Raw genomic sequence first — 23,200 nt, 5'->3', positions numbered from 1 at the left:
CGGGCGGGCGGCGGCACCGTAGCTGACGTGGCGTCAGAAGTGTAGAGGGCGGTGTTCGAATTACGGCCAAAAGGTGCATAGGGGCCCGATGGATCGCCGGGGTCCGGCCGGACCAGCGCCCGCGGCACGGCCGTGGCCGATACTGGACGGGTTATGGAACTCGTCGAAATCGTCATCCTCGCTGTAGTCATCGCCCTGGTCGCTGTCGGCCTGGTCGGCGGGCTCGTGGTCGGCAGCCGCAAGAAGAAGAAGCTGCCGCCCCCGCCGCCGAGCACGCCGACCATCACTCCTCCCGCCGAACCGCAGGTCGGCGAGGAGGCCGAGACGCCGCGCGACGAAGCGCGGCGCACCATCGACGAAGTCGGCCTCCCGGACGCCACCGCGCCCGTGGAGGAGGCCCCGGTCGCCGAGGCCCCCGCGCCGCCCGCGCTGGAGATCCCCGAGCCCACCGCCGGCCGGCTCGTCCGCCTGCGGGCCCGGCTCGCCCGCTCGCAGAACTCCCTGGGTAAGGGGCTCCTCACCCTGCTCTCCCGGGACAACCTCGACGAGGACACCTGGGAGGAGATCGAGGACACCCTCCTCACCGCCGACGTCGGCGTCGCCCCCACCCAGGAACTCGTCGAGCGGCTCCGCGAGCGCGTCCGCGTGCTCGGCACCCGCAGCCCCGAGGAGCTGCGCACCCTGCTCCGCGAGGAGCTGATCACCCTGCTCGGCCCGGACTTCGACCGCGAGGTCAAGACCGAGGGCGGCGTCGAGACCCCCGGCGTCGTCATGGTCGTCGGCGTCAACGGCACCGGCAAGACCACCACCACCGGCAAGCTGGCCCGGGTGCTCGTCGCCGACGGTCGCAGCGTGGTGCTCGGCGCGGCCGACACCTTCCGCGCCGCCGCCGCCGACCAGCTCCAGACCTGGGGCGAGCGTGTCGGCGCCCGTACGGTCCGCGGGCCCGAGGGCGGCGACCCGGCGTCGATCGCCTACGACGCGGTCAAGGAAGGCATCGCCGAGGGCGCGGACGTCGTCCTCATCGACACCGCCGGCCGGCTGCACACCAAGACCGGCCTCATGGACGAGCTCGGCAAGGTCAAGCGCGTCGTGGAGAAGCACGGCCCGCTGGACGAGATCCTGCTCGTCCTCGACGCCACCACCGGACAGAACGGCCTCGTCCAGGCCCGGGTGTTCGCGGAGGTCGTGGACATCACCGGCATCGTCCTCACCAAGCTCGACGGCACCGCCAAGGGCGGCATCGTCATCGCGGTCCAGCGCGAGCTGGGCGTACCGGTGAAGCTGATCGGTCTCGGCGAGGGGGCGGACGACCTCGCCCCGTTCGAGCCGGGCGCCTTCGTGGACGCCCTGATCGGCGACTGACCCACCCGTATCGCGAACGGCGGACGGGCGGCGGCTCCTGCGAGGAGCCTGCCGCCCGTCCGCCGTTTCCGGGCCCGCTCCGCGCCCTACGAGCGGTGGCAGACGTACGCCAGCGTGCCCAGCAGCAGCCGCGCCTGCGGGGGAGCGGCCGCCGTGTCCAGCACCGGGGGCCGCAGCCAGCGGACCGGGCCGAGGCCGCCGAGGTCGGAGGGCGGGGCGGTGATGTGCGTCCCCGGGCCGAGGGCGCGCAGATCGAGGGCGGCGTCGTCCCAGCCCATCCGGTAGAGCAGCTCGGGCAGCCCGGCGGCGGCCCCGGGGGCGACGAAGAACTGTGCCCGCCCGGTCGGCGTCACCGCGACCGGCCCCGACGGCAGCCCCATCCGCTCCATCCGCACCAGCGCCCGCCGCCCGGCCTGCTCCGCGACCTCCAGGACGTCGAAGGAGCGGCCCACCGGCAGCAGCATCGCCGCGCCCGGCGTCTCGGCCCAGGCGTCCGACGCGCGGTCCAGGCCGGTGCCCGCCGGGACCTCCCGGGCGAAGCCCAGCGGGTGGGCCCCCGGCGCCGGACAGGCCGGCTCGCCGCACGAGCAGGAGCCGGCCTCGGCCCGTGCCCCGGGCGTCACCGCCCAGCCCCACAGCCCTGTGTACTCGGCCACCGCCGTGCCCTCGGTGCCGCGGTGGCGTCGCCGCGCACCGGATCGCATCTCCCGGATGCCGCCGATCGTGAAGCCCATGCCCCCTCCAACGGGTCCGGCTCGCCGGTGGTTACGACCCGCGTCGCTCGGGTAACCCTCCGTCGCTGAAACTCGATCGAGTGGCGTGCGCGGTAGTGCGAAAGGGAGTGCGACACGGTGTGCGCGCCCCCGAGTGCTTCCGTTCGCTCGCCCTCGGTCCTGGTCGCTCAAGTCAAGCGCGCCCGGCGGCAGTCGGGTTCATTCGAAGGGGTGGCGAATGGTGGCGTTTCCTCAATCCCCCTCGCGGGAGGGGTGATCGTAGGATTACCGTCGGTACACGAACCCTGGGAGTATGTGCACCCACGGGTATGCCATGGGCAACCCGATTTCCTGTTCGACGATGTCGGTGAAGTCGTGATGTCGACGGGGGCCAACTCCCGGACGGACAGCACCGATGCACGGCATTCTGATAATGGTTCGCGCGATGAGGTTTCAGCGGGATGGGGGCGTTCCAGTGAGTGGCAGCGGCGCAGGCGACACGGATGCGGGCAAGCGTCCCAACGGGCAGTTGGGGTCGTGGTTCGTGCGCAGTGGCTGGTCCAAGGGCGAGCTGGCGCGCCAGGTGAACCGGCGGGCGCGGCAGATGGGCGCCCACCACATCAGCACCGACACCTCCCGGGTGCGGCGCTGGCTCGACGGGGAGCAGCCGCGGGAGCCGATCCCGCGCATCCTCTCCGAGCTGTTCTCGGAGCGCTTCGGCGCCGTCGTCGCCGTCGAGCAGCTCGGGCTGCGCACCGCCCACCAGTCACCCTCGGTGGCCGGGGTCGACCTGCCCTGGGCCGGCCCCCAGACCGTCGCCCTGCTCAGTGAGTTCTCCCGCAGCGACCTGATGCTCGCCCGGCGCGGCTTCCTCGGCAGCTCGCTGGCGCTGGCCGCCGGGCCCGCCCTCATCGAGCCGATGCAGCGCTGGCTGGTGCCCGTCCCCGCCCAGGGCCCCGGCGAGCCGGAGTCCCCGGCCGCCGCCCACCGCCCCTCCCGGCTCTCCCGGCCCGAGCTGGACCTGCTGGAGTCGACCACCGCGATGTTCCGGCAGTGGGACGCCCAGTGCGGCGGCGGACTGCGCCGCAAGGCCGTCGTCGGGCAGCTGCACGAGGTCACCGACCTGCTCCAGGAGCCCCAGCCCGGAGCCACCGCCCAGCGGCTCTTCCGCTGCGCCGCCGAACTGGCCGAGCTGGCGGGCTGGATGAGCTATGACGTCGGCCTCCAGCCCACCGCCCAGAAGTACTTCGTGCTCGCCCTGCACGCCGCCAAGGAGGCCGGGGACAAGCCGCTCGGCAGCTACATCCTCTCCAGCATGAGCCGCCAGATGATCCACCTGGGCCGCCCCGACGACGCCCTGGAGCTGATCCACCTCGCGCAGTACGGCAGCCGCGACTGCGCCACCTCCCGTACGCAGGCCATGCTGTATGCGATGGAGGCCCGCGCCTACGCCAACATGGGCCAGCCCAGCAAGTGCAAGCGGGCCGTCCGGATGGCCGAGGACACCTTCCAGGACGCCGGACTCGACGGCGAGCCCGAGCCCGACTGGATCCGCTTCTTCTCCGAGGCCGAGCTGAACGGCGAGAACGCCCACTCCTACCGTGACCTGGCCTATGTCGCCGGCCGCAGCCCCACCTACGCCTCGCTCGCCCAGCCCGTCATGGACAAGGCCGTCGAGCTGTTCGGCGAGGACGACGAGCACCAGCGCTCCTACGCGCTCAACCTCATCGGCATGGCCACCGTCCACCTCCTCCAGCGCGAGCCCGAGGAGTCCACCGTGCTCGCCACCCGCGCCCTGAAGATCGCCAAGAAGGTCCGCTCCGAGCGGGTGAACACCCGGCTGCGCAAGACCGTCGACACCGCTGCCAGGGACTTCGGCGATGTCGCCGACGTCGCCCGGCTCACCGAGCTGCTCCACGAACAGCTGCCGGAGACCGCCGAAGCGGTCTGACCGGCACCCCCGGCCCCGGCCGCGGCGCCCCTTCCGTACAGCCCGACTCGGCTCCCCCATTGCCTGGTCACACGGAGGGGTGCCGTGGCCGGTTTCGTGTTTTCCGGCCCTCGGGCGTTTCAACCGCACCGTATGCGGCGTGCGCCGCAGGGTAGGCAGGGCACCGGACGCGCCACCCCGGATTCATTCGGCCGTAACACGCGATCCCTCTTCGTCACGCTCGCGAAACATCGTGCGGCATCCCCGGAAACGGCGCTCGGTCAACCTCATGGCTCATAACCGGCCCGCACCTTTTCCCCAGTGGTCCCGCAGCATTCCCCCGCACGCCGCGGCCGCACCGACGACGAGGAGACGCCGATGCCCCCAGGCATCACGACGCTTGCCGCAGACGCCCCTGAGCTGTCTGCCGCCAACACCGGGTTCATGCTCATCTGCTCGGCCCTGGTGATGCTCATGACCCCCGGCCTGGCCTTCTTCTACGGAGGCATGGTCCGCGTCAAGAGCACCCTCAACATGCTGATGATGAGCTTCATCAGCCTCGGGATCGTCACGATCCTCTGGGTGCTCTACGGATTCAGCCTCGCCTTCGGCTCCGACATCGGTTCGGTCATCGGCTGGAGCGGCGACTACGTCGGCCTCAGCGGGATCGGCATCACCGAGCTCTGGGACGGCACCACCATCCCGGTGTACGTCTTCGCCGCCTTCCAGCTGATGTTCGCCGTCCTCACCCCGGCCCTGATCAGCGGTGCGCTCGCCGACCGCGTGAAGTTCACCGCGTGGGCGCTGTTCATCGTCCTGTGGGTCACCATCGTCTACTTCCCCGTCGCCCACTGGGTCTGGGGTTCGGGCGGCTGGCTCTTCGAGATGGGCGTCATCGACTTCGCCGGCGGTACGGCGGTCCACATCAACGCCGGTGCCGCGGCCCTCGGCGTGATCTTCGTCATCGGCAAGCGCATCGGCTTCAAGAAGGACCCGATGCGGCCGCACAGCCTGCCGCTCGTCATGCTCGGCGCGGCCCTCCTGTGGTTCGGCTGGTTCGGCTTCAACGCCGGATCCTGGCTCGGCAACGACGACGGCGTCGGCGCGGTCATGTTCCTGAACACCCAGGTCGCCACCGCCGCCGCGGTCCTCGGCTGGCTCGTCTACGAGAAGCTGCGCCACGGCTCCTTCACCACCCTCGGCGCCGCCTCCGGCGCGGTCTCCGGTCTGGTCGCCATCACCCCCGCGGGTGGTTCCGTCTCCCCGCTCGGCGCGATCGCGGTCGGCGCCATCGCCGGTGTCCTGTGCGCCATGGCGGTCGGCCTGAAGTACAAGTTCGGCTACGACGACTCCCTCGACGTCGTCGGCGTCCACCTCGTCGGCGGCGTCATCGGCTCCCTCCTGGTCGGCTTCTTCGCCACCGGCGGTGTCCAGTCCGACGCCAAGGGCCTCTTCTACGGCGGCGGTGTCGAACAGCTCGGCAAGCAGGTCGTCGGCGTCGTCGCGGTCCTCGCGTACTCTCTGGTCGTCTCCGGCCTCATCGCCCTCCTGCTCCACAAGACGATCGGGATGCGGGTCTCCGAGGACGACGAGATCTCCGGCATCGACCAGGTCGAGCACGCCGAGACGGCCTACGACTTCAGCGGCGCCGGCGGCGGTACGGTCTCCCGCACCACCGCCCCCGCGAGTGACCCGACGGCAGCACCGAAGGCAAAGAAGGTGGACGCATGAAGCTCATCACCGCGGTCGTGAAGCCCCACCGGCTGGACGAGATCAAGGAGGCCCTCCAGGCCTTCGGCGTCCAGGGGCTCACCGTCACGGAAGCCAGCGGTTACGGGCGGCAGCGCGGCCACACCGAGGTCTACCGGGGCGCCGAGTACACCGTCGACCTGGTCCCCAAGATCCGCATCGAGGTCCTCGTCGAGGACGAGGACGCCGAACAGCTCATCGAGGTCGTCGTCAAGGCCGCCCGTACCGGCAAGATCGGTGACGGCAAGGTCTGGAGCGTCCCGGTCGAGACCGCCGTCCGCGTACGGACCGGCGAGCGCGGCCCGGACGCCCTCTGACCGACGGCCCGCAACGGAAGGCAGCTGGGTGACGAGTACCGAAGTGACCACCGAAACCGAAGGCTCGGGACCCAGCGGCTACGCGGCGGCCCGGCTGCGCCTCCTCCAGCAGGAGGCGCGGTCCGGGCCGCCGCGCCGTGCGGCCCTCGCCCGTCTCACCGACGACTGGCTCACCGGCCTGTTCACCGCCGCCGCGACCCGCGCCGGGGTGCGGGGCGCCGCCCTCGTCGCCGTCGGCGGCTACGGCCGCGGCGAGCTCTCCCCGCGCAGCGACCTCGACCTGCTCCTCCTGCACGACGGCAGCGCCGCCGCGGCGGCCCTCGCCGCCCTCGCCGACTCCCTCTGGTACCCGGTCTGGGACCTGGGCCTGGCCCTCGACCACTCCGTACGCACCCCCGGCGAGGCCCGGAGGACGGCCGGCGAGGACCTCAAGGTCCAGCTCGGCCTGTTGGACGCCCGCCCGGTCGCCGGCGACCTCGGCCTGGTCGCCTCCCTGCGCACCGCGGTCCTCGCCGACTGGCGCAACCAAGCGCCCAAACGCCTCCCCGCCCTCCACGAGCTCTGCCAGGAACGCGCGGAACGGATGGGCGAGCTCCAGTTCCTCCTGGAACCCGACCTCAAGGAGGCCCGCGGCGGCCTCCGCGACGCCACCGCCCTGCGTGCCGTGGCCGCGTCCTGGGTCGCCGACGCCCCCCGCGAAGGACTCGCCGAGGCCCGCAGGGTCCTCCTCGACGCCCGCGACGCCCTCCACCTCACCACCGGGCGCGCCACCGACCGGCTCGCCCTCCAGGAACAGGACCAGGTCGCCGAGGCCCTCGGCCTCCTCGACGCCGACGTCCTGCTCCGCAAGGTCTACGAGGCCGCCCGCACCGTCTCGTACGCCACCGATGTCACCTGGCGCGAGGTCAACCGGGTCCTGCGCGCCCGCTCGGTCCGCCCGAAGCTCCGCGCGATGCTCAGCGGCGGCCGCGTCTCCGCCAAGCCCGCCCCCGAGCGCACCCCGCTCGCCGACGGCGTGGTCGACGCGGACGGCGAAGTGGTCCTCGCCCGCGCCGCCCGCCCCGAACGCGACCCGGTCCTCACCCTGCGCGCCGCCGCGGCCGCCGCCGAGGCCGGGCTCCCGCTCTCCCGCCACCTCGTACGCCACCTGGCGACCACCGCCCGGCCGCTGCCGGTCCCGTGGCCCCCCGAGGCCCGCGAGGAACTCGTCACGCTGCTCGGCGCGGGCGAGGCCACCGTCGGCGTCTGGGAGGCGCTCGAAGCGGAAGGGATCATCACCCGGCTGCTGCCCGACTGGGAACGCGTCCACTGCCGCCCCCAGCGCAACGCCGTCCACACCTGGACCGTCGACCGGCACCTCGTGGAGACCGCCGTCCGCGCCGCCTCCCTCACCCGCCGCGTCCACCGCCCCGACCTCCTCCTGGTCGCCGCGCTCCTCCACGACATCGGCAAGGGCTGGCCCGGCGACCACTCCGTGGCCGGCGAGGTCATCGCCCGGGACATGGCCACCCGGATCGGCTTCGACAAGCACGACGTGGGCGTCATCGCCACCCTCGTACGCCACCATCTGCTGCTCGTCGACACCGCCACCCGGCGCGACCTCGACGACCCCGCCACCGTGCGGTCGGTGGCCGAAGCCGTCTCCAGCGCCTCCACCCTGGAACTGCTGCACGCCCTCACCGAGGCCGACGCGCTCGCCACCGGGCCCGCCGCCTGGAGCTCCTGGCGCGCCTCCCTCGTCACCGACCTGGTCAAGCGCGTCGCCGCCGTCCTCGCCGGGGAGCTCCCCGAGGAGCCCGAGGAGACCGCGCCCAGCGCCGAGCACGAACGCCTCGCCATCGAGGCCCTGCGCACCGGCGAACCCGTCCTCGCCCTGCACACCCAGCCCGAGGAGCCCGCCGGGGACGGCGAAGTGGAACCCGTCGGCGTCGAGCTCCTCATCGCCCTGCCCGACCGCCCCGGCGTCCTGCCCGCCGCCGCCGGAGTCCTCGCCCTGCACCGCCTCACCGTGCGCGCCGCCGACCTGCGCGCGGTGGAGCTGCCGAACGAGCTGGGGGAGCGGGCGGACCTGCTGCTGCTCAGCTGGCGGGTCGCCGCCGAGTACGGGTCCCTCCCGCAGGCCGCCCGGCTCCGCGCCGACCTCGTACGGGCCCTGGACGGCTCCCTGGACATCCGGGCGAGGCTCGCCGAGCGGGAGGCCGCCTACCCGCGCCGGCGCGGCGTGAAGGCCCCGCCGCCCCGGGTGACCGTGGCCGCCGCCGGCTCCCGCCGCGCCACCGTCATCGAGGTCCGCGCCCAGGACGCCCCCGGCCTGCTGCACCGCATCGGCCGAGCCCTGGAACAGAGCGCGGTACGGGTGCGGAGCGCCCATGTCTCCACCCTCGGCGCCAACGCCGTGGACGCCTTCTACGTCACCGGGACCGACGGCGAACCCCTGTCCCCGACCCGGGCCGCCGAGGTCGCCCGGGAGGTCGAGAAGGCCCTCGGCTGACGTGCGGGACGCTTTTTGAAGCCCTCGCCCGGCACCGGATCCGGGCGAGGGCTTGGTGTTCTCCGGGGGACGGATACCCTGGAGGGCGACTGACCTGCCCCGCCCCCGACCCTGAGGACCGACGAGCGCCGTGTTCGATACTCTCTCCGACCGCCTTAGCGCGACTTTCAAGAACCTCAGGGGCAAGGGCCGCTTGTCCGAGGCGGACATCGACGCCACGGCACGCGAGATCCGTATCGCCCTGCTGGAAGCCGACGTCGCCCTGCCCGTGGTCCGGGCCTTCATCGCCAACGTGAAGGAGCGGGCGCGCGGCGTCGAGGTCTCCCAGGCGCTGAACCCCGCCCAGCAGGTCGTCAAGATCGTCAACGAGGAGCTCGTCTCCATCCTCGGCGGCGAGACCCGGCGGCTGCGGTTCGCCAAGACCGCGCCCACCGTGATCATGCTCGCCGGCCTCCAGGGCGCCGGTAAGACGACGCTGGCCGGAAAGCTCGGCCTCTGGCTCAAGGGCCAGGGCCACTCCCCGCTGCTCGTCGCCTGCGACCTCCAGCGCCCCAACGCCGTCAACCAGCTGAGCGTCGTCGCCGAGCGCGCCGGCGTCGCGGTGTACGCCCCCGAGCCGGGCAACGGCGTCGGCGACCCGGTCCAGGTCGCCAAGGACTCCATCGAGTTCGCCAAGGCCAAGGTCCACGACATCGTCATCGTCGACACCGCCGGACGCCTCGGCATCGACCAGGAGCTGATGCGGCAGGCCGCGGACATCCGCGACGCCGTCAGCCCCGACGAGATCCTCTTCGTCGTCGACGCGATGATCGGTCAGGACGCGGTCAACACCGCCGAGGCCTTCCGCGACGGCGTCGGCTTCGACGGCGTGGTGCTCTCCAAGCTCGACGGCGACGCCCGCGGTGGCGCCGCCCTGTCGATCGCCCATGTCACGGGCAAGCAGGTCATGTTCGCGTCGAACGGCGAGAAGCTGGAGGACTTCGACGCGTTCCACCCGGACCGGATGGCCTCCCGCATCCTCGACATGGGTGACCTGCTCACCCTGATCGAGCAGGCGGAGAAGACGTTCACCCAGGAAGAGGCCGCCAAAATGGCCTCGAAGCTCCAGTCGAGCAAGGGCGGCAAGGACTTCACCCTTGACGACTTCCTGGCCCAGATGGAGCAGGTCCGCAAGATGGGCTCCATCTCCAAGCTGCTCGGGATGCTGCCCGGCATGGGGCAGATCAAGGACCAGATCAACAACATCGACGAGCGCGACATCGACCGCACCGCCGCGATCATCAAGTCGATGACCCCGAAGGAGCGCGCCGAGCCGACGCTCATCAACGGCTCGCGCCGGGCCCGTATCGCCAAGGGTTCGGGCGTCGAGGTCTCCGCGGTCAAGAGCCTGGTGGAGCGTTTCTTCGAGGCCCGCAAGATGATGTCGAAGATGGCCCAGGGCGGCGGCATGCCCGGGATGCCGGGGATGCCCGGCATGGGCGGCGGCCCCGGCCGTCAGAAGAAGCAGGTCAAGCAGGCCAAGGGCAAGCGCAAGAGCGGCAACCCCATGAAGCGCAAAGCCGAGGAGGCCGCCGCCGCGGAGCGTCGCGAGCAGGCGGCGCAGAGCGGCGGCGCGTTCGGTCTGCCCGCCCAGGAGGACAAGAACTTCGAGCTGCCGGACGAGTTCAAGAAGTTCATGTAAGCGGCACCGCACGAGACATGCGTAAGGGGCGCCCTTGAGAGAGGGCGCCCCTTACGCATGTCCTGACGGCGTACGTCCTTGAAGGGTGCCGCTCAGGTCACGCAGACCAGATAGCGGAAGACGTTCGGCATCCACACGGTGCCGTCCTGCCGCCGGTGCGGATGCAGGGCCTCCGCGACCTCCTTCTCCACCTGGGAGCGGTCCGTGGCCCGTACGGCGGCGTCGAAGAGCCCCGTGGACAGCAGCCCGCGCACCGCGCTGCGCACGTCCGCGTAGCCGAACGGGCAGGACACCCGCCCCGAACCGTCCGGCTTCAGCCCGGCCCGCGCCGCCACGTCCTCCAGATCGTCCCGGAGCGTGGGCCGCCACCTGCCGGGCTCGGTGCGCGGCGGACGCGCGGACTCCGTGAGCCGGGCGGCCACCCGCAGCACCGCCGCCGTGGCGCACCGCTCCGGCGGGCCCCAGCCGGTCAGCACCACCGTGGCGCCCCGGACGGCCAGGGGCACGGCCGACCGCAGCGCGGGCACCAGCCCCTCGGAGTCCCCGGCCGCGCAGCCGATCGGCTCGAAGACCGTGATCAGGTTGTACGGAGCGCCGTCCGCGCCGGCGGGCGCGGGCCGCCCGTCCTCCAGCAGCCGGGCCCGACGGCGGGCCGGGTGCGGGGAGTGCGCGGGCGCGTCGTCCCGGTCGGCGTCGGGCAGCAGCCGCGCGCGGGCCAGCGCCAGTCGCTCCCGGTCGGAGTCCACACCCGTGACGTGCGCCCCCCGGGCCGCCGCGACGAGCATCGCGAGGCCCGAGCCGCAGCCGAGGGACAGCATCCGGGTGGCGGCCCCGACCTCCATCCGGTCGTACACCGCCTCGTACAGCGGCGCGAGCATGCGTTCCTGGATCTCGGCCCAGTCGCGTGCGCGGGTACCGGCGTCCGCCGGCGCGGAGGCATCCGCGTCCAGGTGGTTCCGGACGAGCGTTGGTGTCATGGAAAGTGCCCCAATCCGCCAAGAGGTCGGTCGTGCCCGAGTGGACGTCCCCCGTGTGCGTATGTTCCGCACCCCCGTAGCCAGAGAACTGCGCATCCGCCGTTCCGTCCAGGGGTTGTGGAGCAGTGCTTGCGTGCACCGGTCGTGCGCCCCGTCCCGCGTCTGCTCTCCGACCAGTCTTACCCGTACACCCGCGCCGGGCACGTCGAGCGCGGCGGCGGGTAGTCTCTCGGGCGGATTCGTCAGGTGCGCGGGCCGCCCGCGCACCTCACATCCGAAGCGCCGGGCGCACCCGCGCGCTGTGCACCACCTTGGTGTGAGCTGTGCGTCTTCTCCGCAGTTCTGCGTACCCGCCCTCGTCCGGACGCATCAACGGCAACTGACTGGTACGTGCAAATTATTTGGGATGCCCCGGAATAGGAACACCGGGGCCCTCGGGCTCGTTGTCACGACGTGAGCACGACACCACCTGTACTTGCCGCAGAGCTGGCACAGGCGTGGGCCGACATTCAGCGGTACCACCCCGAGCTGCCCGATCTTGCCGCGCCCGAGTCCCTGATCGGAGAGTCCTCGTCCGCCTGTGGCGCCGAGCTCTCCTTCGAGCGACTGCTCCATGAGGCAGTCCACGGCATCGCCGCCGCGAGAGGAGTCCGAGACACCTCCCGCGCCGGCCGCTACCACAACCGACGCTTCCTCGCGATCGCCGAGGAGCTGGGCCTCGATCATGCCGAGGAACCCCACCCCAGCAGCGGATTCTCGCTGGTCACGCTGAATCCGGAAGCCAAGCGCCGGTACCGTCCGACCACCGAACGGCTGCAGCGCGCCCTCAAGGCGCACACCGTCGCCACCGCCGCCGACACCAAGCGCTCCTTCCGCGGACCTGCCGCCCGGCACGGTTCCTCCGGGGGCGGTGTGCGGGTCAAGGCCGTCTGCGACTGCGGACGCAACGTCCGCGTCGTCCCGTCGGTCCTGGCGCAGGCGCCGATCGTCTGCGGCGGCTGCGGCAAGCCGTTCCGGATCCCGGAAGCGGTCGCGGTGGGGTGAGCCGATGGCGTGTGGCACAATGGCTAGCTGTACTCGACAGTCGCACAGGACCCCTCTCTCCTCCGGCTGACGCGTCCATCGGGCACTCCGAGTACCGCAACCCCACGTGGCATCTAGTTGTGCCCAACCACGTCATAGACCAGGAGACACCACTTCCGTGGCAGTCAAGATCAAGCTGAAGCGTCTGGGCAAGATCCGTTCGCCTCACTACCGCATCGTCGTCGCCGACTCCCGTACCCGCCGTGATGGCCGGGCCATCGAGGAGATCGGCCTGTACCACCCGGTGCAGAACCCCTCGCGCATCGAGGTCAACGCAGAGCGCGCGCAGTACTGGCTGTCCGTCGGCGCCCAGCCGACCGAGCCGGTCCTCGCGATCCTGAAGCTCACCGGTGACTGGCAGGCCCACAAGGGCCTTCCGGCCCCCGCGCCGCTGCTGCAGCCGGAGCCCAAGGCTGACAAGCGCGCGCTGTTCGAGGCGCTGACCTCGGACGGCGACGAGGCCAAGGGTGAGGCCATCACCCCCAAGGCCAAGAAGGCCGACAAGAAGGCGGACGAGGCGGCTGAGGCCCCCGCGTCCACCGAGTCGACCGAGGCCTGAGCATGCTCGAGGAGGCTCTCGAGCACCTCGTGAAGGGCATCGTCGACAACCCCGACGACGTGCAGGTTGCCGAGCGCACCCTGCGTCGCGGGCGCGTGCTGGAGGTCCGGGTACACCCCGACGACCTCGGCAAGGTGATCGGCCGTAACGGCCGCACCGCTCGCGCTCTGCGTACGGTCGTGGGTGCCATCGGCGGCCGTGGGATCCGCGTCGACCTCGTCGATGTGGACCAGGTTCGCTGATAAGCGAGTTGAACACCGGCCAGGGCCGGGGAGGGCCTTCGGGCCGTCCCCGGCCTTTGTCGTCGGCCACCCGGACGTTTCCGCGACCGGCCGGCGTCCCGCACCCCATCAATCGGAGAACAGCGTGCAGTTGGTAGTCGCGCGGATCGGCCGCGCCCACGGCATCAAGGGCGAGGTCACCGTCGAGGTACGAACGGACGAGCCGGAGCTGCGGCTCGGACCCGGCGCCGTCCTGGCCACCGAACCGGCGGAGACGGGTCCGCTGACGATCGAGACCGGCCGGGTCCACAGCGGCAGGCTGCTGCTGCGCTTCGAGGGCGTGCGCGACCGCACGGGCGCCGAGGCCCTGCGCAACACCCTGCTGATCGCCGAGGTGGACCCGGAGGAGCTCCCCGAGGACGAGGACGAGTTCTACGACCACCAGCTGATCGACCTCGACGTGGTGCTCGCCGACGGCACCGAGATCGGCCGGATCACCGAGATCTCCCACCTGCCCTCGCAGGACCTGTTCATCGTGGAGCGTCCCGACGGCAGTGAGGTGATGATCCCCTTCGTGGAGGAGATCGTCACCGAGATCGATCTGGAGGAGCAGCGCGCGGTCATCACCCCGCCGCCCGGCCTGATCGACGAGAGCGAGGCCGTGGTGGCCTCCTCGCGCGACGAGGAGGCCACCACGGCCGAGGCCGCCGGGGACGCGGGCGAGGCGCCGAAGGGCGACGCCTGATGCGGCTCGACGTCGTCACGATCTTCCCGGAGTACCTGGAACCGCTGAACGTCTCCCTCGTCGGCAAGGCCCGCGCCCGCGGCGTGCTGGACGTCCATGTCCACGATCTGCGGGAGTGGACGTACGACCGGCACAACACGGTCGATGACACCCCCTACGGCGGCGGCCCCGGCATGGTCATGAAGACCGAACCCTGGGGCGAGGCGCTGGACGAGGCCCTGGCCGACGGCTACGAGGCCGGGGCGCACGCCCCGGTGCTCGTCGTGCCCACGCCCAGCGGCCGCCCGTTCACCCAGGAACTGGCCGTCGAACTCTCCGCCGCGCCCTGGCTGGTCTTCACCCCGGCGCGGTACGAGGGCATCGACCGCCGGGTGATCGACGAGTACGCCACCCGGCTGCGGGTCGTCGAGGTCTCCATCGGGGACTACGTACTGGCCGGCGGGGAAGCGGCCGTCCTGGTGATCACGGAGGCCGTGGCCCGGCTGCTGCCCGGCGTCCTCGGCAACGCCGAGTCCCATCGGGACGACTCCTTCGCCCCCGGCGCGATGGCGAACCTCCTGGAGGGACCCGTCTACACCAAGCCGCCCGAGTGGCGCGGCCGGTCCATCCCGGACGTCCTGCTCAGCGGCCACCACGGAAAGATCGCCCGCTGGCGGCGCGACCAGGCCTTCGCCCGTACCGCCCTCAACCGGCCCGACCTGATCGAGCGGTGCGAGGCGAGCGCCTTCGACAAGAAGGACCGCGAGATCCTCTCCATCCTCGGCTTCGCGCCGGAGCCCGGCGGCCGATTTTGGCGCAGGCCCACCGCCGTGGAAGAATAGGCCGCTGCCGTACGTCCGGTGTGCGCCCCTGCCACAGGGGGACAGACGCCCGCCCGACGTGATCGGCACTCCGAACTCTTCAACGACATCCCGTCGATGACCTGTGGCATCGGCGAAGAAAGCAGAAACCATGACCTCCCTGCTCGATGGCGTCAACGCCGCCTCCGTCCGTACGGACCTCCCGGCGTTCCGCGCCGGTGACACCGTCAACGTCCACGTGCGCGTGATCGAGGGCAACCGCTCCCGTATCCAGCAGTTCAAGGGCATTGTCATCCGCCGCCAGGGCTCGGGCGTCAGCGAGACCTTCACGGTCCGCAAGGTCTCCTTCAGCGTCGGCGTCGAGCGCACCTTCCCGGTGCACAGCCCGATCTTCGAGAAGATCGAGCTGGTCACCCGCGGTGACGTCCGTCGCGCCAAGCTGTACTTCCTCCGTGAGCTGCGCGGCAAGGCCGCGAAGATCAAGGAGAAGCGCGACAACTGAGCTGCTTCCCGCGTTCACAGCGCGGCCGGATAAGCTTCGGCCGCGATGGACACGCAAGCACAGCACTCGGAGCGCGACCGCTCCTCGGAACCCGACGCGGGGTCCGGGGAGAGGTCGCGCTTTTCGCGTACGCGGGAGCGCCTCGTCTCCGTGCTGTCCTGGCGACGGGTGTTCGCCGGGGCGGTCCTGGCCACCGTCGCCCTGCTGCTGTTCAGCTCCTATGTGGTCCAGCCCTTCCTGATCCCCAGCCGCTCGATGGAGCCCACGCTGCAGGTCGGGGACCGGGTCCTGGTCAACAAGCTGGCGTACCGTTTCGGCGCCGAGCCCGAGCGCGGCGACGTGGTGGTCTTCGACGGCACGGGATCGTTCGTACGGGAGGACCTCGACGCGAACCCGCTGACCGGTCTGGTGCGCGGGGCGGCGGCCTCCCTGGGGCTCGCGGAGCCCGCCGACACCGACTTCGTGAAGCGGGTGGTGGGCGTGGGCGGCGACCGCGTCGTCTGCTGCGACGCGCGGGGGAGGCTCGCGGTCAACGGCACAACGGTGGACGAGCCGTATCTGTACCCCGGTGACACCGCTTCCCGGGCGCCCTTCGACATCGTGGTGTCCGCCGGCTCCCTGTGGATGATGGGCGACCACCGCAGCCGCTCCAGCGACTCCCGGGACCATCTCGGATCGCCCGGCGGCGGGATGGTCCCCGTCGAGCGGGTGACCGGCCGGGTGGACTGGCTGGGCTGGCCGCCGGCCCGGACGGGCCCGCTGGAGGGGACCGGCGCCTTCGACGGCGTACGGGCGCCCGGCGGGGCGCATGGGTAACCGCGGACGTCCGCGCGGCGCACCCGACCCCGACGCGTCCCTGCCGACCGGGACCAGGCCCACCGGGCCGCGCTCGCTGCCCACCCGGGCGGAGCGCCGCCGGCTCGCCAAGAAGGTCCGGCGCAAGCGCCGCAGGTCCGCGGTGAAGGAGATACCCGTCCTCGTCGTCGTGGCGCTGCTGATCGCGCTCGTCCTGAAGACGTTCCTGGTCCAGGCGTTCGTCATCCCGTCCGGTTCGATGGAGCAGACCATCCGGATCGGCGACCGGGTGCTGGTGGACAAGCTGACCCCGTGGTTCGGATCGACGCCGCAGCGCGGCGACGTCGTGGTGTTCAAGGATCCCGGCGGCTGGCTCCAGCAGGAGAACCCCGGAGAGAAGAAGGACCCGCCGATCGGCGTCAAGCAGGTCACCGAGCTGCTGACCTTCATCGGGCTGCTGCCGTCCGACGACGAGCAGGACCTGATCAAGCGGGTCATCGCGGTCGGCGGCGACACCGTGAAGTGCTGCGGGGAGGACGGCCGGGTCACCGTCAACGGCGTACCGCTGGCCGAGACGTACCTCCACCCCGACGACCGGCCCTCGACCATCTCGTTCGAGGTGAAGGTGCCCGAGGGGCGGCTGTTCGTGATGGGGGACCACCGGTCCGACTCCGCCGACTCCCGCTTCCACCTCGACGAACCCGACCGGGGCACGGTCTCCGAGGAGGAGGTCGTGGGGCGGGCCGTCGTGATCGCCTGGCCGTTCGGCCACTGGAGCACCCTGGAGCAGCGCGACGCCTTCACCGCGGTCCCGGACGCGCGCGCATCGGAGGCAGCGGTTCCGGCACCGTCGAATAGTGTGGCACCTCCGGATCGCGATGGAATGGTCCGGCTCCCGACCCCTGCGGAACTCCCGCTCGTTATGGGAGTGGTGGGCCTGCACCGGATCGGGCGCGGGCAGTGGCACGTACTGAGGAGTGGATGTGGGGGATTTGGCGGTCGGCGCACGATCCGGACACGACGAACCCGAGGACCGGCCGGAGCGCGACGAGTCTCCCGCGGGCGGGGCGGCGGTCCCGCCGGAGGGTGAGAGCGACACCCCGGGCGACACCCCGGGCGACGACGGTGGCAGGCCCCCCAGGAGGCAACGTTCCTTCTGGCTGGAGCTGCCGCTGCTCGTCGGCATCGCCCTGGTTCTGGCGCTGCTGATCAAGACGTTCCTGGTCCAGGCGTTCTCGATCCCCTCGGACTCCATGCAGAACACTCTGCAGCGGGGCGACCGGGTGCTGGTCGACAAGCTGACCCCGTGGTTCGGCTCGGAGCCGGAGCGCGGCGAGGTCGTGGTCTTCCACGACCCGGGCGGCTGGCTGGAGGACACCGTGACCCCGGAGCCCAACGCGGTGCAGAAGTTCCTGAGCTTCATCGGCCTGATGCCGTCCTCCGAGGAGAAGGACCTGATCAAGCGGGTCATCGCGGTCGGCGGCGACACCGTGGAGTGCAAGGAGAACGGGCCGGTCACGGTCAACGGGAAGAGCCTGGACGAGAAGTCGTTCATCTTCCCGGGGAACACCCCGTGCAACGACAAGCCCTTCGGCCCGATCAAGGTGCCGGACGGCCGGATCTTCGTCATGGGCGACCACCGGCAGAACTCCCTGGACTCGCGCTACCACCAGGAGCTCCCGGGCGAGGGCACGGTCTCCACGGACGAGGTCGTCGGCCGCGCCGTCGTCGTCGCCTGGCCGCTGGGCCGCTGGGCGACCCTGCCGGTCCCCGACACCTTCGACCAGCCCGGTCTGAACGCGGCCGCCGCGATGGCGCCGGCGGCACTGGGCGTAGCCGGAGCGGTGCCCCTCGTGTTGTGGCGCCGCCGGAGGCTGACCGCCGGGCGTACCGCCGGGTAGGGTGCCGACTCGGATCAGCGATTGTCGATCTCCGACGGGGGAACGCTGGGATGAGCGGTACAGGACGCAAGGAAGACGGCCGCGGCCGGCTCGGCGCCATGGTGTCGGGGCTGGCCGTGGCCGTCGGCTGTGTGCTCTTCCTCGGCGGTTTCGTCTGGGCGGCGGTGGTCTACCAGCCGTACACGGTCCCGACCGACTCCATGGCCCCCACGGTGAACCCCGGCGACCGGGTGCTCGCCGAGCGGATAGACGGCGCCGACGTCCGGCGCGGCGATGTGGTGGTCTTCACCGACCAGGTCTGGGGCGCCGTCCCCATGGTGAAGCGCGTCGTCGGGATCGGCGGCGACAAGGTGGCCTGCTGCGGCGAGGAAGGGCGGCTCACCGTCAACGGGATCCCCGTCGACGAGCCGTACCTCGACCGGAGCACCGCCGCCCCGGGCAAGGAGGCGCCCGCCTCGCCCCAGGACTTCTCCGCCACCGTGCCCCAGGGCCAGATCTTCCTGCTCGGCGACGAACGGGCCACCTCCCTGGACTCCCGGGTCCACCTCCAGGACGGTGGCGATGGGTCCGTACCGCTGAGCGCCGTGCAGGCCCGGGTGGACGCGGTGGCCTGGCCGATGAACGGCATGATCGACCGGCCCTCCTCGTTCGCCGCACTGCCCGGCGGGGTGTCCTCCGCCGGCCCGCTGCCGCTCCAGCTGGGCGCGATCCTGGTGGGCGTCGTACTGATCCTCGGCGGCGCGGTGTACGGGCCCGTGGCGGCGCGCCTCGCCCGCCGGAAGACGACCGCCGGAGGGGCCCGATGACCTCGGAGGCCCGCAGGGTCGCCCGGGTGGTCCTCCTGGACCCCGACGACCGCGTTCTGCTGCTGCACGGCCATGAGCCGGACGATCCGGCCGACACCTGGTGGTTCACCCCGGGTGGCGGCCTGGAAGGCGACGAGACCCGGGAGCAGGCGGCCCGCCGCGAGCTCGCCGAGGAGACCGGCATCACGGACATCGAGCTGGGCCCGCTGCTCTGGACCCGGATCTGCTCCTTCCCGTTCGACGGACGCCGCTGGGACCAGGACGAGTGGTACTACCTGGCCCGTACGGCGCAGACCGCGACCGCCCCGCAGGGCCTCACCGACCTGGAGCTGCGCAGCGTCGCCGGTCTGAGGTGGTGGACTTCCGCCGAACTGCTCGCGACGCGTGAGACGGTGTACCCGACCAGACTCGCCGAGCTGCTGCGCACGCTTCTCGACGAGGGTCCCCCGCGTGATCCGTTGGTTCTGGCCCCCGAAATCGTCTAATCGTCCAGGGGTGCCGGAGGCTGACGCACAATGGGGGGCACGCACGGCTGAAGGGGAAACATGCCATGAGCGCCGAGGACCTCGAGAAGTACGAGACCGAGATGGAGCTGAAGCTCTACCGGGAGTACCGCGATGTCGTCGGTCTGTTCAAATATGTGATCGAGACCGAACGGCGCTTCTACCTCACCAACGACTACGAGATGCAGGTGCACTCCGTCCAGGGTGAGGTTTTCTTCGAGGTGTCCATGGCGGACGCCTGGGTCTGGGACATGTACCGGCCCGCGAGGTTCGTCAAGCAGGTCCGCGTGCTGACCTTCAAGGACGTCAACATCGAAGAGCTCAACAAGAGCGATCTGGAACTTCCGGGAGGCTGACCCCGCGCGGCCCGTGCCGCCGGGCCGCCGATACGCGCGTTGCAGTGAGCGACCCGGTCACCCGTGTGGGTGACCGGGTTTTCCACATCCGCGAAGTTGTCCACCAAGATCCACATCTTTGGCCGGGCCGGGTCACAGTCGGTGCCGGAGGTGGTGCCGATATGAACGCACGGGGGGCACTCGGGCGGTACGGCGAGGATCTGGCGGCGCGGCTGCTGGCCGAAGCCGGGATGGCGGTGGTCGAGCGCAACTGGCGCTGTCGCGCCGGAGAGATCGACATCGTGGCCAGGGACGGCGACGCACTGGTCTTCTGCGAGGTGAAGACCCGCAGGTCGGACGCTTTCGAACACCCCATGGCGGCAGTCGGCCCGGTCAAGGCGGGCCGGCTGCGACGGCTCGCCGAGATCTGGCTCGACCGGCACGGCGGGCCACCGTCCGGCGGGGTCCGCATCGACCTGATCGGGGTGATCGTGCCCCGGCGCGGAGCCCCGGTCACGGAGCACGCCCGGGGGGTGTCCTGATGGGTTTCGCGCGAGCGTGTTCCGTGGCGCTGGTCGGCGTCGAGGGCGTGGTGGTGGAGGTCCAGGCGGACCTGGAGCCGGGAGTGGCGGCCTTCACCCTGGTCGGACTGCCGGACAAGAGCCTGGTCGAGAGCCGGGACCGGGTGCGGGCCGCCGTGGTCAACTCGGGGGCCGAGTGGCCGCAGAAGAAGCTCACGGTCGGGCTCTCCCCGGCCTCCGTGCCGAAGAGCGGCTCGGGCTTCGATCTCGCCGTAGCGTGTGCGGTCCTCGGCGCGGCCGAGCGGATCGACCCCGCCACGATCGCCGATGTGGTGATGATCGGCGAACTGGGTCTGGACGGCCGCGTCCGTCCGGTACGGGGCGTGCTGCCGGCCGTCCTGGCGGCGGCCGAAGCGGGGTACGAGCAGGTCGTCGTCCCTGAGCAGTCGGCCGGGGAGGCGGCCCTGGTGCCGGGCGTCTCGGTCCTCGGGGTCCGGAGCCTGCGCCAGCTCATCGCCGTCCTGTGCGACGAACCGGTGCCCGATGAGCCCGCGGACGACCAGGGACGCCCCGACGCCATGCTGGCCGGGCTCATGATCCCCGGCACGGGCCTCGGCGCGGGGCTCGCCCCGACGGCCGCGCGGGGCGACGCCCACCGGCCGGACCTGGCGGACGTCGCGGGGCAGCCGCGCCCGCGCCAGGCCCTGGAGGTGGCCGCGGCCGGAGGACACCATCTGCTGTTCTCGGGCCCGCCGGGAGCGGGCAAGACCATGCTGGCCGAGCGGCTGTCGGCGATCCTGCCGCCGCTGACCCGGCAGGAATCCCTCGAAGTGACGGCGGTCCACTCCGTGGCGGGCATCCTCCCCCCGGGTGAACCGCTCGTCTCCCGGGCGCCTTATTGCGCGCCGCACCACTCGGCGACCATGCAGTCCCTGGTCGGCGGGGGCAACGGGATGCCGAGGCCCGGAGCGGTGTCCCTGGCCCACCGCGGGGTGCTCTTCCTGGACGAGGCGCCGGAGTTCTCGGGCAAGGCGCTCGACGCGCTGCGCCAGCCCCTGGAGTCCGGTCATGTGGTGGTCGCGCGGGCGGCGGGAGTGGTGCGGCTGCCCGCCCGGTTCCTGATGGTGCTGGCCGCCAACCCGTGCCCCTGCGGCCGGCACACCCTCACCGGCGCGGGCTGCGAGTGCCCGCCCTCGGTGGTCCGCCGCTACCAGGCGCGCCTGTCCGGGCCGCTGCTCGACCGGGTGGACCTGCGGGTCGAGGTGGAGCCGGTCGACCGGGCGGACCTCCTGGGGCAGGGCGACCGGGGCGAGTCGACGGCCGTCGTCGCCGCACGGGTACGGGAGGCCAGGGCGCGGGCGGCCCAGCGGCTGGCCGGCACCCCGTGGACCACGAACAGCGAGGTGCCCGGCCATGAGCTGCGGACCCGGCTGCTCGCGGCCCCGGGCGCGCTGGCGGCGGCGGAGCGGGACCTGGAGCGCGGCATGCTCACGGCCCGGGGCCTGGACCGGGTGCTGAGGGTGGCGTGGACCGTGGCGGACCTGCGGGGCGCTGACCGCCCGGACGCCTCCGACGTGGCAGTCGCCCTGGAGCTGCGGACGGGGATCCAGCGCGGGGTGCCGATGGGGGCGGGGGAGCGGTGACCGGCGTGCTGGGGGAGCGATGGCACGGGCCGGAACGGGACGGGGAACGTGATGTGGGCCGGGAGCACGGGTTTGACCGGGAGTGCGGGGCGGACCCGGGGCGGGAGCACGAGTCGGGGCGCGGACCGGGACGAGAGAGTAGCGCGGAGGCGGACCGGGAGTGCGGGGCGGAGCCGGCGCGGGTGCGTGTGCCGGAGGTGGAGCAGGCGTGCCTGCCGGAGCCGCTGTGGGGGCACACGCCGGAGCCCGCCCCGGACCGTGGTCGCTGTGGGCGTCCGGGCCGGGGGCACGCGCCCGGCCCGGATGACGGGGACGGGGACGGCGACCGGGGCGTGGGCCGCGACCGGGGCGAGGACTTCGGCGGCGGCCCAGGCGAGGACCGGGAGCGGGAGCGTTTGGCCAGGGCCGCGTTGACGCGGGTGATGGAGCCGGGGGACGAGCGGGCCGGGCGCTGGCTCCGGCTGACCGGTCCGGTGGAGCTGCTGCGGAGGCTCACCGTCGAGGACGGGTCCGCCGAGCGGCTGCCGGGGATGACCGCCCAGCGGCTCGGCGGCTACCGGTTGCGTGCGGCCGTCGTGGAGCCGGCGCGGGACCTGGCCGCGGTCGCCGCGGTGGGTGGGCGCTTCGTCTGCCCGGGGGACCGGGAGTGGCCGAGCCAGCTCGACGACCTGGGCGACGCGCGGCCCATCGGGCTCTGGGTGCGGGGGCGGCCCGACCTGCGGCTGTGGTCCCTGCGCTCGGTCGCGGTGGTCGGCGCGAGGGCTTGCACTCCGTACGGGGCGCACATGGCGGCGACCCTCGGCTCCGGGCTGGCGGAGCGCGGCTGGGTGGTGGTGTCGGGTGCGGCGTTCGGGGTGGACGGGGCCGCCCACCGGGGCGCGCTCGCGGCGGGCGGGGCGACGACCGCCGTGCTGGCCTGCGGTGTCGACGTGCCCTACCCGCGCGGGCACGCCGAGTTGCTCGGGCGGCTGGCCCAACAAGGGCTCGTCGTCGCCGAGTTGCCGCCGTCCTCCCACCCCACCCGCAGCAGATTCGTTCTGCGCAACCGCGTCATCGCCGCACTGACCAGGGGAACGGTCGTGGTCGAGGCCGAATACCGCAGCGGTTCGCTGGTCACCGCCCGCCAGGCGCAACGGCTCGGCCGCTTCGCGATGGGGGTGCCAGGACCCGCCACCAGCGGCCTGTCGGCAGGGGTCCACGAGCTGCTGCGCGGCGAGGGCGTGCTCGTCACCGATGCCGACGAAGTCGTCGAGCTGGTCGGGGACATCGGCGACCTCCCGCCGGTCCGGCGCGGCCCGGTGCTGCCCAGGGACCAGCTGGACGCGGTCACCGCGAGAGTCCTCGAAGCGCTTCCCTACCACGGTGTCACCCACCCCCGTGACCTCGCCCGCACCGCGGGGACGTCCGCCGACGAAACGCTCGGTCGACTGTACGAACTGCACTCACTGGGGTTCGTCGAACGGGAAGGCGACGGCTGGCGGTTGACGCTTCCTTCGGCACGCAACGACGACGCGCGGCGAGGCGATACTTGACCTGGAGCATTCGGGTGAAAAGGTAAGCCGA

Annotated in this window: 23 protein-coding genes; 21 read left to right on the top strand and 2 right to left on the bottom strand. The window is 72.2% G+C overall.

Translation table 11 applies throughout. From position 1 onward, the window contains the following. Positions 1-153: 153 nt before the first annotated feature. The gene (ftsY, locus tag ACIQPT_RS16755; protein ID WP_401156569.1) at positions 154-1,365 is read left to right on the top strand and encodes a signal recognition particle-docking protein FtsY; all 1,212 of its coding nucleotides are present in this window, start codon (positions 154-156) and stop codon (positions 1,363-1,365) included. A gap of 86 nt (positions 1,366-1,451) precedes the next feature. On the opposite strand, the gene ACIQPT_RS16750 is transcribed toward ftsY, so the two are convergent. Then, the gene (locus tag ACIQPT_RS16750; RefSeq protein ID WP_401156567.1) at positions 1,452-2,099 is read right to left on the bottom strand and encodes a bifunctional DNA primase/polymerase; all 648 of its coding nucleotides are present in this window, start codon (positions 2,097-2,099) and stop codon (positions 1,452-1,454) included. A 454-nt stretch (positions 2,100-2,553) separates the two neighbouring features. Between ACIQPT_RS16750 and ACIQPT_RS16745 the strand changes: the two genes are divergently transcribed. The 5 genes from ACIQPT_RS16745 to ffh all read left to right on the top strand — a co-directional run bounded on the left by ACIQPT_RS16745 (position 2,554) and on the right by ffh (position 10,246). Then, the gene (locus ACIQPT_RS16745; protein WP_401156565.1) at positions 2,554-4,029 is read left to right on the top strand and encodes a hypothetical protein; all 1,476 of its coding nucleotides are present in this window, start codon (positions 2,554-2,556) and stop codon (positions 4,027-4,029) included. A 357-nt stretch (positions 4,030-4,386) separates the two neighbouring features. After that, a complete protein-coding gene (locus ACIQPT_RS16740; protein ID WP_401156563.1) occupies positions 4,387-5,739 on the top strand; it encodes an ammonium transporter in 1,353 nt (450 codons plus the stop codon). After that, on the top strand, positions 5,736-6,074 hold the full coding sequence (locus ACIQPT_RS16735) for a P-II family nitrogen regulator (RefSeq protein WP_003965965.1): 339 nt from the start codon (positions 5,736-5,738) through the stop codon (positions 6,072-6,074). The genes ACIQPT_RS16740 and ACIQPT_RS16735 overlap by 4 nt, the downstream gene beginning before the upstream one ends. Positions 6,075-6,102: 28 nt before the next feature. Then, positions 6,103-8,565: a [protein-PII] uridylyltransferase gene (locus ACIQPT_RS16730; RefSeq protein WP_401156562.1), complete on the top strand. Its 2,463-nt coding sequence runs from the start codon at positions 6,103-6,105 to the stop codon at positions 8,563-8,565. Between the two features lie 130 nt (positions 8,566-8,695). Then, on the top strand, positions 8,696-10,246 hold the full coding sequence (gene ffh / locus ACIQPT_RS16725; RefSeq protein ID WP_401156560.1) for a signal recognition particle protein: 1,551 nt from the start codon (positions 8,696-8,698) through the stop codon (positions 10,244-10,246). A 92-nt stretch (positions 10,247-10,338) separates the two neighbouring features. Here the strand turns inward: ffh and ACIQPT_RS16720 are convergent, their stop codons facing one another. After that, positions 10,339-11,223: a methyltransferase domain-containing protein gene (locus ACIQPT_RS16720; protein ID WP_401156559.1), complete on the bottom strand. Its 885-nt coding sequence runs from the start codon at positions 11,221-11,223 to the stop codon at positions 10,339-10,341. Between the two features lie 453 nt (positions 11,224-11,676). Between ACIQPT_RS16720 and ACIQPT_RS16715 the strand changes: the two genes are divergently transcribed. The 15 genes from ACIQPT_RS16715 (at position 11,677) to dprA (ending at position 23,169) form a co-directional block, all read left to right on the top strand. Then, positions 11,677-12,267, top strand: a complete 591-nt coding sequence (locus ACIQPT_RS16715; protein ID WP_030587823.1) for a hypothetical protein — start codon at positions 11,677-11,679, stop codon at positions 12,265-12,267. 157 nt (positions 12,268-12,424) lie between these two features. Further along, a complete protein-coding gene (gene rpsP / locus ACIQPT_RS16710) occupies positions 12,425-12,865 on the top strand; it encodes a 30S ribosomal protein S16 (RefSeq protein WP_401156557.1) in 441 nt (146 codons plus the stop codon). Between the two features lie 2 nt (positions 12,866-12,867). Next, positions 12,868-13,107, top strand: a complete 240-nt coding sequence (locus ACIQPT_RS16705; RefSeq protein ID WP_003965959.1) for an RNA-binding protein — start codon at positions 12,868-12,870, stop codon at positions 13,105-13,107. A 124-nt stretch (positions 13,108-13,231) separates the two neighbouring features. Continuing rightward, the gene (rimM, locus tag ACIQPT_RS16700; RefSeq protein ID WP_401156555.1) at positions 13,232-13,831 is read left to right on the top strand and encodes a ribosome maturation factor RimM; all 600 of its coding nucleotides are present in this window, start codon (positions 13,232-13,234) and stop codon (positions 13,829-13,831) included. After that, on the top strand, positions 13,831-14,652 hold the full coding sequence (gene trmD / locus ACIQPT_RS16695) for a tRNA (guanosine(37)-N1)-methyltransferase TrmD (RefSeq protein WP_401156553.1): 822 nt from the start codon (positions 13,831-13,833) through the stop codon (positions 14,650-14,652). The genes rimM and trmD overlap by 1 nt, the downstream gene beginning before the upstream one ends. A gap of 130 nt (positions 14,653-14,782) precedes the next feature. Further along, positions 14,783-15,133, top strand: coding sequence for a 50S ribosomal protein L19 (gene rplS / locus ACIQPT_RS16690; RefSeq protein ID WP_030589358.1), 351 nt, complete (start codon positions 14,783-14,785; stop codon positions 15,131-15,133). Positions 15,134-15,178: 45 nt separating this feature from the next. Further along, positions 15,179-15,949 (top strand): signal peptidase I, encoded by a 771-nt coding sequence (gene lepB / locus ACIQPT_RS16685; RefSeq protein WP_401156551.1) that lies wholly within the window; start codon positions 15,179-15,181, stop codon positions 15,947-15,949. Then, on the top strand, positions 15,942-17,018 hold the full coding sequence (gene lepB / locus ACIQPT_RS16680) for a signal peptidase I (protein WP_401156549.1): 1,077 nt from the start codon (positions 15,942-15,944) through the stop codon (positions 17,016-17,018). Before lepB (ACIQPT_RS16685) ends, lepB (ACIQPT_RS16680) begins: the two co-directional genes overlap by 8 nt. Then, positions 16,921-17,829 carry a signal peptidase I gene (lepB, locus tag ACIQPT_RS16675; protein WP_401156720.1) on the top strand — a complete coding sequence of 303 codons (909 nt, stop codon included), beginning with the start codon at positions 16,921-16,923 and terminating at the stop codon, positions 17,827-17,829. The genes lepB (ACIQPT_RS16680) and lepB (ACIQPT_RS16675) overlap by 98 nt, the downstream gene beginning before the upstream one ends. 50 nt (positions 17,830-17,879) lie before the next feature. After that, on the top strand, positions 17,880-18,635 hold the full coding sequence (gene lepB, locus ACIQPT_RS16670; protein WP_401156548.1) for a signal peptidase I: 756 nt from the start codon (positions 17,880-17,882) through the stop codon (positions 18,633-18,635). Continuing rightward, positions 18,632-19,120: an NUDIX hydrolase gene (locus ACIQPT_RS16665; protein WP_401156546.1), complete on the top strand. Its 489-nt coding sequence runs from the start codon at positions 18,632-18,634 to the stop codon at positions 19,118-19,120. Before lepB (ACIQPT_RS16670) ends, ACIQPT_RS16665 begins: the two co-directional genes overlap by 4 nt. A gap of 65 nt (positions 19,121-19,185) precedes the next feature. Then, the gene (locus ACIQPT_RS16660; RefSeq protein WP_003965949.1) at positions 19,186-19,494 is read left to right on the top strand and encodes a DUF2469 domain-containing protein; all 309 of its coding nucleotides are present in this window, start codon (positions 19,186-19,188) and stop codon (positions 19,492-19,494) included. A gap of 161 nt (positions 19,495-19,655) precedes the next feature. After that, positions 19,656-20,015, top strand: coding sequence for a YraN family protein (locus ACIQPT_RS16655; protein WP_401156544.1), 360 nt, complete (start codon positions 19,656-19,658; stop codon positions 20,013-20,015). Then, positions 20,015-21,637, top strand: a complete 1,623-nt coding sequence (locus tag ACIQPT_RS16650) for a YifB family Mg chelatase-like AAA ATPase (protein WP_401156543.1) — start codon at positions 20,015-20,017, stop codon at positions 21,635-21,637. Before ACIQPT_RS16655 ends, ACIQPT_RS16650 begins: the two co-directional genes overlap by 1 nt. A 419-nt stretch (positions 21,638-22,056) precedes the next feature. Then, positions 22,057-23,169: a DNA-processing protein DprA gene (dprA, locus tag ACIQPT_RS16645; protein ID WP_401156718.1), complete on the top strand. Its 1,113-nt coding sequence runs from the start codon at positions 22,057-22,059 to the stop codon at positions 23,167-23,169. Positions 23,170-23,200 lie beyond the last annotated feature (31 nt).

The sequence above is a fragment of the Streptomyces sp. NPDC091289 genome, from assembly GCF_044757365.1.
Lineage (GTDB): Bacteria > Actinomycetota > Actinomycetes > Streptomycetales > Streptomycetaceae > Streptomyces.
This window is presented reverse-complemented; position numbering and strand designations above follow the sequence as displayed.

Coding starts and splice junctions, on each gene's coding strand:
- ACIQPT_RS16740 (WP_401156563.1), top strand. CDS start 4,387: ATGCCCCCAGGCATCACGACGCTTGCCGCAGACGCCCCTGAGCTGTCT.
- ACIQPT_RS16750 (WP_401156567.1), bottom strand. CDS start 2,099: ATGGGCTTCACGATCGGCGGCATCCGGGAGATGCGATCCGGTGCGCGG.
- ftsY (WP_401156569.1), top strand. CDS start 154: ATGGAACTCGTCGAAATCGTCATCCTCGCTGTAGTCATCGCCCTGGTC.
- ACIQPT_RS16735 (WP_003965965.1), top strand. CDS start 5,736: ATGAAGCTCATCACCGCGGTCGTGAAGCCCCACCGGCTGGACGAGATC.
- ACIQPT_RS16720 (WP_401156559.1), bottom strand. CDS start 11,223: ATGACACCAACGCTCGTCCGGAACCACCTGGACGCGGATGCCTCCGCG.
- lepB (WP_401156548.1), top strand. CDS start 17,880: ATGAGCGGTACAGGACGCAAGGAAGACGGCCGCGGCCGGCTCGGCGCC.
- ACIQPT_RS16665 (WP_401156546.1), top strand. CDS start 18,632: ATGACCTCGGAGGCCCGCAGGGTCGCCCGGGTGGTCCTCCTGGACCCC.
- lepB (WP_401156549.1), top strand. CDS start 15,942: ATGGGTAACCGCGGACGTCCGCGCGGCGCACCCGACCCCGACGCGTCC.
- ACIQPT_RS16655 (WP_401156544.1), top strand. CDS start 19,656: ATGAACGCACGGGGGGCACTCGGGCGGTACGGCGAGGATCTGGCGGCG.
- ACIQPT_RS16650 (WP_401156543.1), top strand. CDS start 20,015: ATGGGTTTCGCGCGAGCGTGTTCCGTGGCGCTGGTCGGCGTCGAGGGC.
- rplS (WP_030589358.1), top strand. CDS start 14,783: ATGACCTCCCTGCTCGATGGCGTCAACGCCGCCTCCGTCCGTACGGAC.
- trmD (WP_401156553.1), top strand. CDS start 13,831: ATGCGGCTCGACGTCGTCACGATCTTCCCGGAGTACCTGGAACCGCTG.
- ACIQPT_RS16705 (WP_003965959.1), top strand. CDS start 12,868: ATGCTCGAGGAGGCTCTCGAGCACCTCGTGAAGGGCATCGTCGACAAC.
- lepB (WP_401156551.1), top strand. CDS start 15,179: ATGGACACGCAAGCACAGCACTCGGAGCGCGACCGCTCCTCGGAACCC.
- ACIQPT_RS16660 (WP_003965949.1), top strand. CDS start 19,186: ATGAGCGCCGAGGACCTCGAGAAGTACGAGACCGAGATGGAGCTGAAG.